We start from the raw sequence: 15,082 nt of genomic DNA on the forward strand, positions 1-15,082 counted from the left end.
TAGGACGGCTGATTCGGTTTTTTAAACATGCTTGCGCAAAGCAGCGGACAATCTTAGCGTAACATTCGGACAACGATAACGCGCATGCCGCCCAGTAGCAGTTGGAGTGATTTATGTAATAAACGCTTAACACTTCGGTTAAATGCGTTGAACTTACATGAAGAAACAGAAAGATAATGTATCACCTTGGAGCTTGCATCTCACCCAGCAGCTTTTGAGCCAAGCTGCCTCAGTCGTCACAGAAAAACAACTTTCAAACAGGACAGTGAAGGTGATCCGAACCGACGATGCGCTGGCGGTATGCGTACACCAGGCGAAGGGTACTAAGCTGGTTTTCCGGGCAGCGTATACGCCGGCGGCAGATTTGACGATCGCCCACAGCCGGTCAGCAGGCGCTGAGCTAAGCTATACACTCCGGTCTGCGATTGGCCGCTACCGGGTGGTCATCTGGATGGATACCATCCAGCAGGTGCCGATGCTGCGCTATGTCACGCACTTCACCCCGCGGGACGATTTCCGTATCCCGTTTTGGCCGAAAGATGTATTGATACTCAATCCTGACGGCGGCATAGGTGGTGTAGAAGCCAATATCCACGTGGAACAGCTGGGCCTTCGCAGTGGCATGGTATATTTCAGTATCACGGAGCCAGCGGAGGGATCGGCGCTGTACCTGCAAAACCTGACCGCACTAAACAACTATTGCGCGGATACCGGTACTTCCGTGGCCGGTACGGTAGATGGCAAATGGCCCGAGTTCGGCTTTGCGCCGCCGGCGACAACCGACAAGCCGTTGTGCGGTGGTAAAGAATACACCATCGGCGATGCGTTTGTCGCCTTCGCCGACCGGGTGCCCACTGATCAATTTGACAAGGCAAAGCAGTTTACAGATTTGCTCGCCGGCCTTTATGTGCAACTGCCCAAACCGCCAACGGCATATCATGATTACGTGGGCATTGCAGCCAAGGCGTTGCAGGAGCTGGCTACCCATAAGGGCTGCTGGTCGCATCACCAGGGCCATAGTTACCTCAATGCTTATGTGTGCGACTATAAAACGCCGCCCGAAATCATGGTGCAGCTGGCAGTGCTGCTGCCGCTGAAAGAGTATGAGGAGTGGATGGGCGAAGAAGTGCCGTTGATCGCCGAGATCGAAGCGGGGCTTCCCGAGTTTTACGATGCAAACGTCGGCACCGTCAGGCGCTGGCTGCCCGCTGCGGACCACCAGTTGGACGGCAGCGAAGAGCAGAAGCAGGTGCTGGTCATGGACTCCTGGTACTTGCACCACCCACTACTCAACCTTTCGCGCATGGCGCTTCACGGCGACGAAGTAGCAAAAGACCTATTTTTGAAGTCGTTAGATTACACTATCCAGGTGGCTCACCACTTTGACTATAAATGGCCGGTGTTTTATAAGATGGATACGTTAGAGGTGGTCAAGGCCGAGACAAAGCCAGGAGCCGGTGGCGAAAAGGACGTCGGTGGGATCTATGCACATGTGATGCTGCAAGCGTGGGATCTCACCGGCGATGACAAGTACCTGAGGGAGGCTAAGAAAGCAGCCCAATCGCTCGTGTCGGCGGGTTTCGACCTTTTCTACCAAGCTAATAATACGGCGTTTGCCGCTGGGGCGATGCTCCGCCTATGGAAGGCCACCAAGGATGAAGTGTACCTCGATTTGGGTTATCTCCTCATGGCTAATGTCTTTAAAAACCTGGCGCTGTGGGACTGCCGGTACGGATATGGGAATCATTTCCCCCTGTTTTTCGCTGTCTTCCCACTGAATGATGCGCCTTACACGGCGGTCTACGAAGAGGTGGAGGTGTTTGCCGCCGTGCATGAGTATTTATCGCAGGCGGACGATACGCCCTTGTCGCGTTCGTATGCACTGCTCCTTGCCGAATTCATCCGCTACGCGTTGCACCGGATGGTACATTATTACCCTACGGTATTGCCGCGGGAGATGCTGGCCAATGATGTCAAAACGGGGGAGATAGACCCCAATTTGTGGGTGCCACTGGAGGATATCAATCCAGGGTGGGACAAGTCCGGCAGTGTGGGGCAGGAGGTATATGGCGCGGCTTTTCCGTTTGCCGTCATCCCGAGGCACTACATGAAAATTGCAGGTGGGGCATACCTGCTCTTCGTCGACTACCCTACCGCAGAAAGGGCCGCAGAAAACCGGGAGCTGCGCTTCAAGGTGCTGGGCGATGAGCGGCTGTCGTGCAAGTTGTATATCCTTCGGTCAGGCACGGGCGAATCACTGGATATCACAGTCTCGGCGGCGCAACAGGGGGGCATCAAACCTCAAACCGTTGGGGGTGATACCGTTTGCTACGAGGTGCATGGCAAACAACATGTGGTGATCAGTTGGTAATATTTGCCGGCAAAATGGGGCAGTAACGAATTCAGGCAGTAATTGTTAACGAAAAAAACGAAGTTATTATGGAAGCAGTCAAAGCAATCTATGAGGACAAACTGATCCAACCGGTAAAAGGCAAGCGCATTTTGATCACCGGAGGAACTACGGGTATCGGGCGGGCTACTGCCCACCTGCTGGCACGTGAAAACCAGGTAATGATAGTAGGCCGGCATGAGCAAGAGCTGGAGGATGCACTCAGCGATTTTCGGCAACCGACTCAATCGCGGGGAGGCCTGGCCGGTGAGGTGGGCGATTTGGTAAACCCGCAGGATATCGAAAGGCTTTTCAGCCGCGTGGATGAGGAATTCGGCCAGCTGGATGTGCTCATCAATAACGCAGGGCTCGCCTTCAACAGCATTTTAGAAGGGAGTTATGACGACTGGGCGTATATTCTCAACACTAACCTGTTGGGCTACCTCGCATGCAGCCGCCAGGCAATCGATCGTATGCGCGCCCGTGGCGAGGGCCATATTGTCAATATCGGGTCGATGAGTGCCGATGTGCGCGAGAAGGACAGCTCTGTGTATGTGGCGACTAAGTCGGGCATCCAGGGATTTTCTGAGTCCCTACGGAAAGAGGTGAACGACCTGGGCATTAAGGTGACCCTCATCGAGCCTGGGGCGGTGGGTACGGACATGCAACCCCGCGAGGGGCAGGAAGAGCAAATAGAAAAGCTGGAGATGCTGAAAGCCGAAGACATCGCTGTGGCTATTTATTACTGCTTGTCTACTCCAAAACGGTGCGACGTGGTGGAAATGCAAATCAGGCCGCACCAACAGCAGATTTAAAAAACACAAGGCGCTGCCGCAGGAACTATGGCTGTGACTTGCGGCGCGCCTCCTTTTCTTTCTTCATCCGCTGGCGCACACCGTCATCGACGCCGGTTCCTGCTTCCATGGGTTCATGTACACTGCCGGAAGTGGGAGGGGCTGGGGGCGCATTTTCGACTTGGTACTTATGCGCAATATTTGCTGATATCCGTTCGGTAAAATGGGGCAACAGCCGGTGGAAAAAAACCGCCACCTTTGCCTTGCCGCCCACGGCAGCTTGTTTACGCGGCCGAATAGCACGGCGGATAACCGCATTGATCACTTTTTCGGGCGGATCCATGGCGGCCATCCGGGGGGTACCGCCGCTGTAATTGGCAGCGTGCCGCCAAAAAGGAGTGTCTACGGCCCAAGGCTTTATCGTTACGACCTTTATCTGCTTATGGCCGCTCAGCCTGAGCTCCTGGTTGATGGCCTGCCCCAAATTCAATATGCCTGCTTTTGTGGCAGCATAAGACGCATGGTAGGCAATGGGGCTGTTGCTTTCTACCGATCCCATATTGATCAGCGTACCATATCCTTGCTTTCGGAATAGGGTGATGGCGGCATAGCTACCATAGATGAATCCGGTAAGGTTGACATCTACCAGACGGGCCTGATCAGCAAGCGGAATTTCCCAAAACCGCCCAATGGCGCCTACTCCGGCCATGTTTATCCATACATCTACGGTACCATACCGGGTTACCGCGGCTTCGGCCAGGTGCTCCACGGCTTGCGGGTCACTGATATCCATCGGCACCACCAAGGCCGTGCCGCCGGCTTGGCGTATGCCGGCAGCTATTTCTTCAAGTACCGATCCCCGCCGAGCGGCAAGTACCACATTAGCCTTGTAGGCCCCCAGTTGTTCGGCCACGCCACGGCCGAAGCCGCTGGAGGCACCAATAATGACAAACGTCTTTCCGTGGATTTTTTTTTGGCCGGAAGGGCCAAGCTTGGCGGTACCGCAACCGGTAAGCAATAGGACGGCAAGGGCATACCAATAAAAGGTGCTTTGTTTCATAGCGATTTATGCTTGGTGAATAATGGCATAGGCGCTGAGCATACGCGCGCTACAGATATGCTGAAAACCAGATGGGCGGCAAGCAGATGGAGGTAAAAGGCAGTGCGTCCGTTTCGCGGTGGGGCTGGATGCAACCGGAAGGCGGTATGCCACCACATGACGGCCGTAAGGCCACCACACCAACCATATAACAGGGCATGGGACAGTGTGGGCTTGGCGCGCATATATTTCCAGCTATGATAAAACACCGCAGCCAAAGCACAACCTATCGCATAATGGGTCGCCCAACCGGCAGGTCGCGCGATGCCGCTTTTGCGGGGTAGCAACGTGCCACGCAGCAGGTGATCCAGTAACAGAGGTTCGTTGAAATTGTCGCGCGCCGCTCGTGAGGCCAGGTGGCTGAATAGGGTCATCGTGCTGGTCGCCACAATACCGGCGGCAATGAAGCGTGGTGATTCCCGGTAGCTCATAACATTGTTTTTTCCATTCGTTGCCATCGCTATGCCATTCTTGGGCAGAGGGGTGCGCCGAAGTGGTATGGAATTGTCATTCTGATAGCAAAAAGATAAGACTATGGTAACCTTGATGACCAATTTCCCCGACCACGTGGTGGCTTACCGGGCAGCCGGGACCGTGACAAAAGATGAATACGAAGCGGTGGTAATGGCGCGGGTAGACGAGGTGGCCGCACGCTACGGGAAGATTAATTTCATCGTTTTTTTGGAAACAGGGATGGAAAATTACAGTTTGACGGCGTTCGTTGACTACCTCAAAATCAGCTTCAAGCATTTCAGCAAGTGGAACCGCATGGCCATTGTATCGGACCAGCGCTGGCTGCGGATGGCATACGAAGCATTGAGCCCGCTGGTACATGGCGAGATACGGTGTTATCCGTTGGATGATTTTCAGACGGCGAAAGAATGGGTGTCGGCGCCGCTGCCGGCCGATTGATAAGATCTGGGAAGTGTAGCGCGACTTTGCCACCTTATCTTGTATTCTGAACAGGATATGCTGTTTTCAGTACACCCGCCGGAAGCATTGCTAACAGGTTTCTGATCGATTATGCCCGGATGATGGGCTTTTTGTCAGTTGTCACAGGTTACCGGGGTTATCGGGGGGTTATGGAATAGTGGTTGTCAACGCTATGTTGGAGTATTAACCCTATCAGTTTACCAATTAAATGAATCATTATGTTTTATCACGAAAAAAGACTGCAGTATCAAGTGCGGGTGGACAAACCGGACCCGCAATTTGCACGCCTGCTGCAACAGGCTATCGGCGGTATCGAAGGGGAGATACGGGTATGTCTACAATACCTGTTTCAAGCGTGGGGCAACAGGGGGCCTGCTAAATACCGCGATATGTTGCTCGAAACCGGCACCGAGGAAATATCGCATATCGAAATGCTGTGCACCGCTGTGGCGCTCAACCTGGAGGGCGCAAAAGGGAATGTCATCGACCAGGTGGTGTCTGAAAATCCCGTGGTAGAGCAGATTATGGGCGGTATGGACCCGCGCCATTACCTCTCCGCCGGATTGGCGGCAATGGCTACTGACGCTAATGGCGTGCCGTTCAATGGTTCATGGGTGGTGGCCAGTGGCAACCTGGCGGCAGATATGTACGCGAATGTGATGGCCGAAGCAACTGGCCGTACGTTGGCTACTCGCTTGTGGCAATCGACCACCGACCCGGGCATGAAAGATATGCTTGCCTTTTTGATAGCACGGGATAACATGCATCAAAATCAGTGGCTCGCTGTCTTGGAAGATCTCGGTGGTGTGGAAGGTGTGCATCCCATCCCCAACAGTTTCCCGCAGGATCTTGAAAACCAAAGTGTCAATTATGCATTTGTATCGACAAATATCGAACGGCCCGAAAATCCGAATGCACGGTGGAGTACTGGCGCATCCATAGACGGCAAGGGACAGTTTACGTTTGAACATATCCGGGCCATGGGAGACGAACCGGTGTTGGCGCCGCCGATAAAAGAGGGCTATGCACAGAAGGAGCAGCAACTCGATAAAATCCTTTAACTGAAAATTCTCGCCCGGGCTGCATTAAGCCGGGGCGGGAATCTTTTTTTGTTTGGTCAATTGTCAATCTGCCGGTTGTGCCATTAATAAACCGTCTTTTATCATCCGCTCCAATAAAACCTCCGGATATTCCTTGGCAAAGGCATCGATGCTTGCCGGGTTGACTGTCTCGGACTGTGCCGACCAAACCAGCCGATCGGTTGCTGCATTGTAGAGGTTGGTCTCCAGAAAATAGGTTTTGTCCGTCACGTAGTAGCCCGGATCATACATGATAGGATGCCAGTAATTGAAGTATGTGTAGAAGCCGCCATACCAATTGTACATCGGAAAGGGGGCATAGCGGGCAGTGCCGCGCACATACCGGGTGTTAGCTTCGGTATCGATGAGTGACACCGTAAGGATGGCGTCCACGCCGGTTTCCTGTATTTTGGCAAATAATTCGTCACGCGCCGGAATTTGGTGGAAAAAGTCAGGCGTAAAGATGTCCGAACTCTTTACCGCTTTGATGTTCAGTTCGGCGGCCTTGGCCGCCAATGCGTTTTCCAATTTGGTGCGTACTTCGATATTGCGGCTTAGCGCAGTGATTAGTACGCTTTTGCTTTCGCCGGTACTGACGTCTACGGCCGGATCTTTCCACGATCCGGTAATGCGTGTGGATGTGCTGCAGGCACTGATCAGCACGCACAGAATAAGTGGCAGGAGTTTTCCCGATTGGTGTGTTTTCATGGTTTACTCGTTTTAATGTTACGTTGCTTTTCCTTTAAGATCCCAGTGGTCTTTCAACAGCTTACCGTCTTCCGACTTCTTTAGCCGCCTGACGTATCGCTCGCCTTTAATCTGCCCTTGCTCGTCTTTTTTCCCGAGGAATAAAAGAATGGGCGCCCCCGTAGCGTCGGTCTTGAAAGCGAGGTCCAGGTTTTTGTAGCTGGTTTCAACCAAGGTGTTGGGAGCATATTGCTTGTCCAAAATTTTTAGTATGTCATTGCCCAAATTCATGGTTTATCGTTAATTTAACCTGATTAAGTAAAAGGGCATCCGGTAGATGTAAGGTGCCGACCGCAGAGGCGTCATACATTCGCCAGATGCCCGAGTTTAAGACATGTGCTGTACGTCCTGCACATGTGGCATCAATGAGTAGTTCCCCGCAGTGCGCTGCCCTGGCGACCTGGCCTCCGGGGCTGGGCATGCTGTGATGCCGATACCGTAAACAATCCAGCACCAGCTTCCAAAATTCCCAAGATGAGGTGAGGCCCGTAAAACTGGTCGGCAAACCCGAATAGCCAGGGCGAAGCAGCAAGCACTAATCCGGCAAAAACGTCTATCGCCAAGTGGGTTGACATTGGAATTGCCTTCACCACGCCTCCCTCATAGTCGGTGAATAGCGACATCCCGATAATCGCCACCCCGATGATGACGGCCACCCAAGTTGCTGCCGCGATGGACGTAAACCCAAACAGCCAAGGGGCTGCAATCAGTAGTAATCCTGCCATATAATCCAATACGGCATGAAATCTTCGGCCAATGAATCTCATAATCTTTTTTGTTTAGTACAACACTTATTTTTATATGCAGTGGGTAACGAAAAATTCACGCCAAATTAACGCAGAAAGCCCAGGCGGCTGCGACGCATGTTAGTGTCCTAAATCAGCGACCGCTTGTTTGCTTTTGAAGAAGTGCGTTCCATATCCGTTTACATCACAACCGTGGCACTCGCCCCGACAACCAGCTATGGTGTAGCTAATGGCTGGCATTGTGCCGGAAAACAGCTTTGGAACGGACTTGGCAACGTAAACGGCAGTAAACGGAAATATCATTAAAGATAAAACACATGAAGAAGAAGGAGAAAAAACAAATGAAGAAGATCAACTTGTTGTGGCTAGTGATGCCATGTGTCCTATTAGCGGGAGCCTGTGATGATGACGACGATGATAGGGTAGACCGCATGCAAAATCAGGAGTTTGTGACGCTTGCGGCAAGTAGCAATCGCTTCGAGATAGAGGCGGGAGAACTGGCTGGTGAACAGGGAGCTGATGACCGCGTCATTGAATATGGCAACCATATGGTGATGGACCACGGCATGGCAGGTACCGAGCTCGCGGCGTTGGCAACCGCTAAAGGCTGGAATATGCCGAACGACTTATTAGAAAAAGAGCGCGAAATGCTGGAAGACTTGATGGTACTCGAAGGCGCGGCATTCGACCAGGAGTTTGCACGGAAGATGGTGATCTCCCATGAAGAGGCCGTCTCGTTGTTTGAGCGTGCCTCCGGTCCGGAAGGGGTGCTGGATGAAGAGTTGAGGGAATGGGCCGCAGGCAAGCTGCCGACATTGCGGGCACATCTGGAGGACGCGCGTGCGTTGAATGCGCAGATCAATCCGTAAAATCATGAGTAGGAAAATCGTGAAAAATGTAGGCACAACCGAGCGCATCGTTTCCATTGCGCTCGGTGCCTACTTGGGGTATAACGGCCTTAAAAATCTACGCTACCAATCGGTACCAGCACTCCTGGCCAGCGGGTACCTGTTTGTTCGTGGTGGGCTGGGCTATTGCCCAATCAGTCGGTGGCTGGGCAAAAAGGACATCCACAACCCTGCCATCAACGTCAAAGCAGTCATGACCGTGAATAAGCCCAGGGAAGAAGTGTACCGCTATTGGCGGGCGCTGGCCAACCTTCCTTCATTTATGCCCCACCTGCACGAGGTGGCGGAGATAGACGAACGGCGTTCCCACTGGATTGCCGAGATGCCGGGCATGGGCGGCAAAATCGAGTGGGATGCCGAAATTGTCAAAGATGAGCCTAATGAATTGATCGGCTGGCAATCCATCAACGGAGCGCCTGTCAAAAACGCCGGAAAAGTACAATTTTATGATGCCCCCAGACGAGGCACGGAGATGCGGGTGATTTTTAGTTACCACCCGCCTGCTGGCGGACTAGGCACCGCGGCGGCAAAATTGCTGAACCCGCTTTTCAAAGGCGTGATCGAAAATGAAATTTACAACTTTAAACGCGTAATGGAGGCTGGCGAAATACCTACCACTGATGGACAGCCTGCCGGAAAGCGAACCGGAAAACTGAAACTGATATAAGCTGTTATGAAAGCACTGTGTTGGAATGGGGTCAAGGACCTAAAAGTTGAAAAGGTCGACGACCCTAAAATACTGAATGAGCGGGACGCTATCGTGAAAGTGACAATGAGTTCCGTATGCGGCTCTGACCTGCACTTAATCAACGGGTTCGTTCCTTCAATGCAAGCGGGGGATATTCTGGGGCACGAGTTTATCGGAGAGATTGTCGAGGTGGGACCCGAGGTGCGCCAGTTGGCAGTGGGCGACCGCGTAGTGGTGGTGTCTATCATCGGCTGCGGGGAGTGCGAATACTGCAAGGACGAACTGTGGTCGCTTTGTGACAATTCCAACCCCAATGGCATCCTGCAAAAGAAAGTATTCCAGTATCCGACCGCAGGCATTTTTGGCTATTCGCACCTTTTTGGCGGCTATGCTGGCAGCCATGCCGAGTACATCCGGGTGCCCTTTGCCGACCACGGCGCATTTAAAATACCGGATGACATACCAGACGAGAAGGCCGTATTTGTGTCTGATGGTGTACCCACCGGCTACATGGCCGCAGAGATGGCGGACATTAAGCCCGGCGATGTCGTAGCGGTATGGGGCGCCGGGGGTGTTGGGCAGATGGCCATCCAGGCGGCCTATCACCTCGGGGCGGAGCGCGTCATTGCCATTGACAGCGTTGACTACCGGCTGGCAGCAGCAGCTACCCATAGCAAAGCAGAAGTGATCAACTACCGGGATGCCGATGTACTGGACGTACTCAAGGAATCTACTGGCGGCAGAGGGCCGGATTGTTGCATTGACGCTGTGGGTATGGAGGCCAACAGTACGGGCATAGAACATTACTATGACCGGACCAAGCAGTTTTTAAAATTGGAGACCGATAGGCCTGCCGTGCTGCGACAGGCGATTGCGGCTTGCCGAAAAGGAGGCACCGTGTCCGTAGTAGGGGTGTATGCCGGCTTTGCGGATAAGATACCTATGGGACTCTTCTTGAATAAGGGGTTGACCATGCGTGGTGGCCAGATGCATGGCCAACGTTATGTGCCCCTGTTGTTTGAACTTATCCGCGAAGGAAGAATAGATCCCGCTTTTATGCTTACCCACCCCACCCCACTCCGTGATGGACCAAAGGCCTACGAACTGTTCAATGGGCGGACAGATGGTTGTATGCGCGCAGTGATTATGCCACAGCAGGCCAACTGAACATATCGCTGGCGCACCGAGTTTGATTAATATTGTTGATAAAGAAAATGCTGTAGGTCTTCCAGGGTGTGAATAGGTTCTACGCGGTGGGTACCGTAATTGACAGCATACACTTCGCTGTCACCCTCTTCCTTGGCATCGCCTGCCGCCGGTAAATATTCTTCCACACCAAGCCAGGGTTTGCTGCGCAGGATAAAAAAGCGAAGTAAACGGCCGTTGGCGAAACAAGGGCCTTCAGGTGGATTGAATCCCATCAGTTCAAGTTGGTGCCTGTCAAGCGTCTTCATGGTACTCCCTTTCTTTGGCCAACACGGGGTGGGTCATTTTGTTTGATTATCGGATACAAAAAATCGTACTTTTTTTAAAAAACTATTCCGAACAATCATCGGATTGGTGGGTTAACCCATTACTTATGGAGAATGTACCTGCTACGACTTATCGGATTCAACTAAATAAGGACTTCACGCTTTCGGATTTGGAGCGGTTGATTCCTTACCTCCAGCACCTGGGCATCGGTGCGGTGTATGCATCACCGGTTTTCGAGGCTGTGCCGGACAGCACGCACGGGTATGACCAGACAAATCCCCTGCAAATCAATCCGGAAATCGGTACACTCGAACAATTGAAGAATGTGGCTAAGCAACTTGCGGCTGCAGGTATCGGCTGGATACAGGATATTGTGCCCAACCATATGGCCTTTCATCCCGGCAATGCTTGGCTTTGGGATGTACTGGAAAATGGATCCGACTCGCGGTTTAGCCGCTTTTTCGATACGCCGATAGCGTTTCCGGACTATTTTTCGGACCGCCTGATGCTGCCATTTCTTGATGCGCCGCTGGATGACGTGATTGCTGCGGGCCGCCTGAAGGTGCAAGCCATAGGCAACAGGCTGGTCTTTGACCACAACGGACAGCAATGGCCCATTAATGCAGCCGGACAGGCACTTATCCGCCCGCACCTTGGGCAGGACGGCAATCTGCCCCCTGAATGGCAGGAGTCGCTTATCCGTAAAGTGATCGCCTGCCAGTATTATGAGCCATGCCACTGGCAGGAAACGGAGCATCGGATTAATTACCGACGGTTTTTTACGGTGAATGGCCTCATTGCGGTGAATGTGCAGGATCACCGCGTGTTTCAAGCCACGCACAGGCTGTTGGCCAAGCTGGTAAAGGATGGCGTATTTACCGGGCTGCGTATTGATCATGTGGATGGTCTGGCTGACCCGACGGGCTACCTGCTCCGGCTGCGGCAACTGGTGGGTGAAGATATTTACCTGGTGGTCGAAAAAATTCTTCAGCAGGCTGAGGCGCTCCCCAGCCACTGGCCCATACAGGGCGCCACGGGCTATGAATTCCTGGCTATGGTCAACGGCTTGCTGGCCGATGGCAGCAGCGAACGCCGGATGTCACGTTTTTATGATAAGCTGGTAGGGCAGACACCCCCATCGCAGCTGCTGCACGAGGTAAAGCGCAAACAGTTGCATGACGCGATGGCGGGTGAGCTGGACAACTTGTTTCATTTTTTCCGCGATGGGATACTGAACGGCAGTGAGCTGCCAGGAAACGTGGATGAGCCTGCGCTTAAGGTAGCTTTGGCTTCATTTGTGGTTCACTGCCCAGTGTACCGTTGGTATGGGCGCACGTTTCCGCTGAGTGAGCCGGAAGCGGACGCGGTACGGCATACGTTGCAGCAAGCCGCCGCAAGCGAACCGCAATTGCGGGAGGCGCTGAGTTTTTTGGAAAGCCAGCTGGTCCCGGCTTTTTTATCCGGTACCAAACGGCGGGTTAAGGATATGACCACATTTTACCAGCGGTGCATGCAGCTTACCGGTGCACTTATGGCCAAGGGGCTCGAAGATACGCTCATGTACAGGTACCACCGTTATATCGGCGCAAATGAGGTAGGCGGTACGCCTGCGATGTACAGCGTTGCTGTGGCCGACTTCCACCGGTTTATGCAAGAGCGCGCCATGCAGTACCCGGATGCATTGAACGCGACGGCAACGCACGATACCAAGCGTGGCGAAGATGTAAGGGCACGATTGCAAACCATCACGGCATTCCCGCGCGTCTGGACGGCGACGGTAAAGGCGTGGATGCGTTTGAACGCACCCTATAAAACCGAGGGGATGCCGGATGTAAACGATGAATATTTTTGCTATCAAACGCTGTGGGGAACATTCCCGATGCCGGGCCAGCCGATCAAAGGGTACCGCGAGCGATTGGAGGCTTACCTAACCAAAGCACTGCGTGAGGCAAAACGATATACCGACTGGACGAACCCCAATCAAACGTATGAGTCGGCAACCGTCCGTTTTATCCGGCGCATATTGCGGCCGGGCACGCCTTTCTACCAGGAGTTTCGTGCGCTGCATGCGCAATGGGCAGATGTAGCTATCGTCAATTCGCTTGTGCAGATAGTGCTTAAGTTTACGTGCCCAGGGATACCTGACATCTATCAGGGCTGTGAGGGATGGGATCTGTCGTTTGTGGATCCGGACAATCGCCGCGCCGTGGATTTTGATATGCGGCGCAAATGGCAGCAGAAGTTGCGAGCGGAACGGCAGGGAACAGCCATGGTGGATGAATGGTGGGCAGATCGCTACAGCGGACTGTTGAAATATGCCGTCACCGAGCGTCTGGCACAGCTGCGGCTGTCGCATAAGACACTCTTCGGGACAGGCAGCTATGAACCAGTGACAGCGGCTGGCAGACGACGCGACCATGTACTTTCGTTTGTACGGCGGCAAGGCAATGAATGGTTGCTGGTGGCCGTCCCTCTTCATTTGCGGGAGACAATGGTTTCCGGCGCCTATAGCGCAAAACAAATCGATTGGGGCAATACACGGATACAACTACCCGAAGGTGCTCCGCAAAAATGGCGGCATGCCATCACGGGTGAGACTTATGAGGTAGAAGGTGCTTTGCGGCTTGCTGATGCCTTCCGGCGGTTGCCGGTGGGGGTGTGGACAGCTTCGGATATACCGCGCGAAAGCAAGCGTGGTGCCGGCGTGCTGCTGCCGCTGTTTTCGCTTCCAGGGCCCTATGGGGCTGGCGATCTGGGCCCCGAGGCTCATCGGTTTGCCGATTTCCTGCGTGGGGCGCGGCAACGCTATTGGCTGATGCTTCCTCATAACCCGACGGACGAGGGCGTGGGGTATTCGCCCTATAGTACCCGATCGGCGATGGCCGGCAATACGCTGCTGCTGAGCCTTGATGAATTCGGGAGGCAAGGCTGGATTACCGAAAGTGAATTGGCGGTCAACCGCCGTTCCGTATCTGCCCGTGTGGATTATGCGAATGCCGAAGCGTTGAAGCATGTTTTCTTGGGCAAGGCGTTCCGCAACTATATGCAGCAATGGAATGGCAAGGAGGAGCCGGGTTTCGGCGACTTTTGTGCACGTGAGGCCGACTGGCTGGACGACTATGCGGACTACGTGATGCTCCGCGAGCTTCACCAAGGCAAACCCTGGTATGCCTGGCCACGGGCGTACCGCAACCGGGAACAACAGGCGATAGCCACATTCCGAAGTAAGCATGCACTTGCACGCCAGCAGGTGAAGTGGCTACAATATCAGTTTTATAGGCAATGGCAGCGCTTGAAGGCGCATTGCCACCAAGCCGGTATCAGGCTGATAGGGGATCTGCCGTTCTATATCAACCACGATGCGGCGGATGTATGGGCACATCCCGAACTGTTCAGTCTGGACAGCCGTGGTCGCATGGTGGGCACGGCGGGTGTACCGCCGGATTATTTCAACGCCGACGGGCAAGCCTGGGGTATGCCGGTTTACCGCTGGGAAAACCATGCCGCGCAAGGCTATGGATGGTGGATAGCGCGCATACGCAAAAATATGGAGTTGTATGATTTGCTGAGGCTCGACCACTTCAGGGCATTTCATGACTATTGGGAAATTCCCAAAGGGGCCAATAGCGCCAAGCAGGGCAAATGGCGGGTCGGACCGGGAGCAGCGCTCTTCGATGCGGTAAAGGAGGCAATAGGCGAGCTGTCCTTCATCGCGGAAGATTTGGGCGATATCCATGACGGTATCTACCAACTGCGCGACGGACTGGGCCTCCCGGGCATGAAGGTGCTGCAGTTCGCCTTCGGCGATGATGTGGGGACAAACCTCCATGCGCCTCACCTCCACGCCGCCAACGATGTGGTGTTTACCGGCACGCATGACAACAACACAGCTGCGGGATGGTATCGTGATGAGTTGCCGGCCGAAGGCAAGGCACAGTTGAGCGCTTACGCCGGCACGGGGCGCCTGAATCCGCAACAGGCGTGCGATGTGCTGTGCCGCATGGCTTACGCTTCCCCGGCACAACTGGCCCTCATCCCGATGCAGGACTTGCTGAGATTGGGTGGCGAGGCCCGGATGAACGTGCCCGCTGCGCCGCAGGCTAATTGGCAGTGGCGGCTGGAGGCCAAACAGCTGACCTCCCGTTTGCAGCGGCAGCTGTGCGAGTGGGTGCAGCTCTACGGCCGATAATATTTGAAACAAAAACTATCACTTTATAGTTGTCTGG

General features: G+C 53.8%; 14 protein-coding genes. 8 read left to right on the forward strand and 6 right to left on the reverse strand.

All coding sequences use genetic code 11. The annotated features are described in order from the left end of the window. Positions 1-157 precede the first annotated feature (157 nt). Positions 158-2,371 (forward strand): hypothetical protein, encoded by a 2,214-nt coding sequence (locus JHJ32_RS00610; RefSeq protein WP_200119190.1) that lies wholly within the window; start codon positions 158-160, stop codon positions 2,369-2,371. 68 nt (positions 2,372-2,439) lie between these two features. Further along, positions 2,440-3,204, forward strand: a complete 765-nt coding sequence (locus tag JHJ32_RS00615) for an SDR family oxidoreductase (RefSeq protein ID WP_079717352.1) — start codon at positions 2,440-2,442, stop codon at positions 3,202-3,204. A gap of 25 nt (positions 3,205-3,229) precedes the next feature. Here the strand turns inward: JHJ32_RS00615 and JHJ32_RS00620 are convergent, their stop codons facing one another. Then, on the reverse strand, positions 3,230-4,243 hold the full coding sequence (locus JHJ32_RS00620; RefSeq protein ID WP_200119193.1) for an SDR family oxidoreductase: 1,014 nt from the start codon (positions 4,241-4,243) through the stop codon (positions 3,230-3,232). Beyond that, a complete protein-coding gene (locus JHJ32_RS00625; protein ID WP_139378683.1) occupies positions 4,240-4,713 on the reverse strand; it encodes a DUF2938 domain-containing protein in 474 nt (157 codons plus the stop codon). The genes JHJ32_RS00620 and JHJ32_RS00625 overlap by 4 nt, the downstream gene beginning before the upstream one ends. A gap of 103 nt (positions 4,714-4,816) precedes the next feature. Between JHJ32_RS00625 and JHJ32_RS00630 the strand changes: the two genes are divergently transcribed. Further along, a complete protein-coding gene (locus tag JHJ32_RS00630) occupies positions 4,817-5,194 on the forward strand; it encodes an STAS/SEC14 domain-containing protein (protein ID WP_079717349.1) in 378 nt (125 codons plus the stop codon). A gap of 239 nt (positions 5,195-5,433) precedes the next feature. Then, a complete protein-coding gene (locus tag JHJ32_RS00635; protein ID WP_079717348.1) occupies positions 5,434-6,276 on the forward strand; it encodes a manganese catalase family protein in 843 nt (280 codons plus the stop codon). Between the two features lie 63 nt (positions 6,277-6,339). Here JHJ32_RS00635 and JHJ32_RS00640 read toward each other — a convergent pair whose 3' ends face one another. The 3 genes from JHJ32_RS00640 to JHJ32_RS00650 all read right to left on the reverse strand — a co-directional run bounded on the left by JHJ32_RS00640 (position 6,340) and on the right by JHJ32_RS00650 (position 7,808). After that, positions 6,340-7,002: a hypothetical protein gene (locus JHJ32_RS00640; RefSeq protein WP_200119194.1), complete on the reverse strand. Its 663-nt coding sequence runs from the start codon at positions 7,000-7,002 to the stop codon at positions 6,340-6,342. 18 nt (positions 7,003-7,020) lie between these two features. After that, positions 7,021-7,272 (reverse strand): hypothetical protein, encoded by a 252-nt coding sequence (locus tag JHJ32_RS00645; RefSeq protein ID WP_079717346.1) that lies wholly within the window; start codon positions 7,270-7,272, stop codon positions 7,021-7,023. Positions 7,273-7,403: 131 nt separating this feature from the next. Further along, positions 7,404-7,808, reverse strand: a complete 405-nt coding sequence (locus JHJ32_RS00650) for an SPW repeat protein (RefSeq protein ID WP_200119196.1) — start codon at positions 7,806-7,808, stop codon at positions 7,404-7,406. Between the two features lie 350 nt (positions 7,809-8,158). On the opposite strand from JHJ32_RS00650, the gene JHJ32_RS00655 reads away from it, so the two are divergent. From JHJ32_RS00655 to JHJ32_RS00665, 3 genes are read left to right on the forward strand one after another with little or no spacing between them, the layout of a single operon-like run. Next, positions 8,159-8,656, forward strand: coding sequence for a DUF4142 domain-containing protein (locus JHJ32_RS00655; protein ID WP_233632442.1), 498 nt, complete (start codon positions 8,159-8,161; stop codon positions 8,654-8,656). A gap of 4 nt (positions 8,657-8,660) precedes the next feature. Further along, positions 8,661-9,362, forward strand: coding sequence for an SRPBCC family protein (locus JHJ32_RS00660; RefSeq protein ID WP_200119200.1), 702 nt, complete (start codon positions 8,661-8,663; stop codon positions 9,360-9,362). A gap of 6 nt (positions 9,363-9,368) precedes the next feature. Further along, positions 9,369-10,550 (forward strand): zinc-dependent alcohol dehydrogenase, encoded by a 1,182-nt coding sequence (locus JHJ32_RS00665; RefSeq protein WP_200119202.1) that lies wholly within the window; start codon positions 9,369-9,371, stop codon positions 10,548-10,550. A 26-nt stretch (positions 10,551-10,576) separates the two neighbouring features. On the opposite strand, the gene JHJ32_RS00670 is transcribed toward JHJ32_RS00665, so the two are convergent. Next, positions 10,577-10,837, reverse strand: a complete 261-nt coding sequence (locus JHJ32_RS00670) for a hypothetical protein (RefSeq protein ID WP_079717341.1) — start codon at positions 10,835-10,837, stop codon at positions 10,577-10,579. A 125-nt stretch (positions 10,838-10,962) separates the two neighbouring features. Between JHJ32_RS00670 and treY the strand changes: the two genes are divergently transcribed. Continuing rightward, positions 10,963-15,045: a malto-oligosyltrehalose synthase gene (gene treY, locus JHJ32_RS00675; RefSeq protein WP_200119203.1), complete on the forward strand. Its 4,083-nt coding sequence runs from the start codon at positions 10,963-10,965 to the stop codon at positions 15,043-15,045. The last annotated feature ends 37 nt before the right edge of the window (positions 15,046-15,082 follow it).

The organism is Parapedobacter sp. ISTM3, assembly GCF_016533505.1.
Classification (GTDB): domain Bacteria; phylum Bacteroidota; class Bacteroidia; order Sphingobacteriales; family Sphingobacteriaceae; genus Parapedobacter; species Parapedobacter luteus.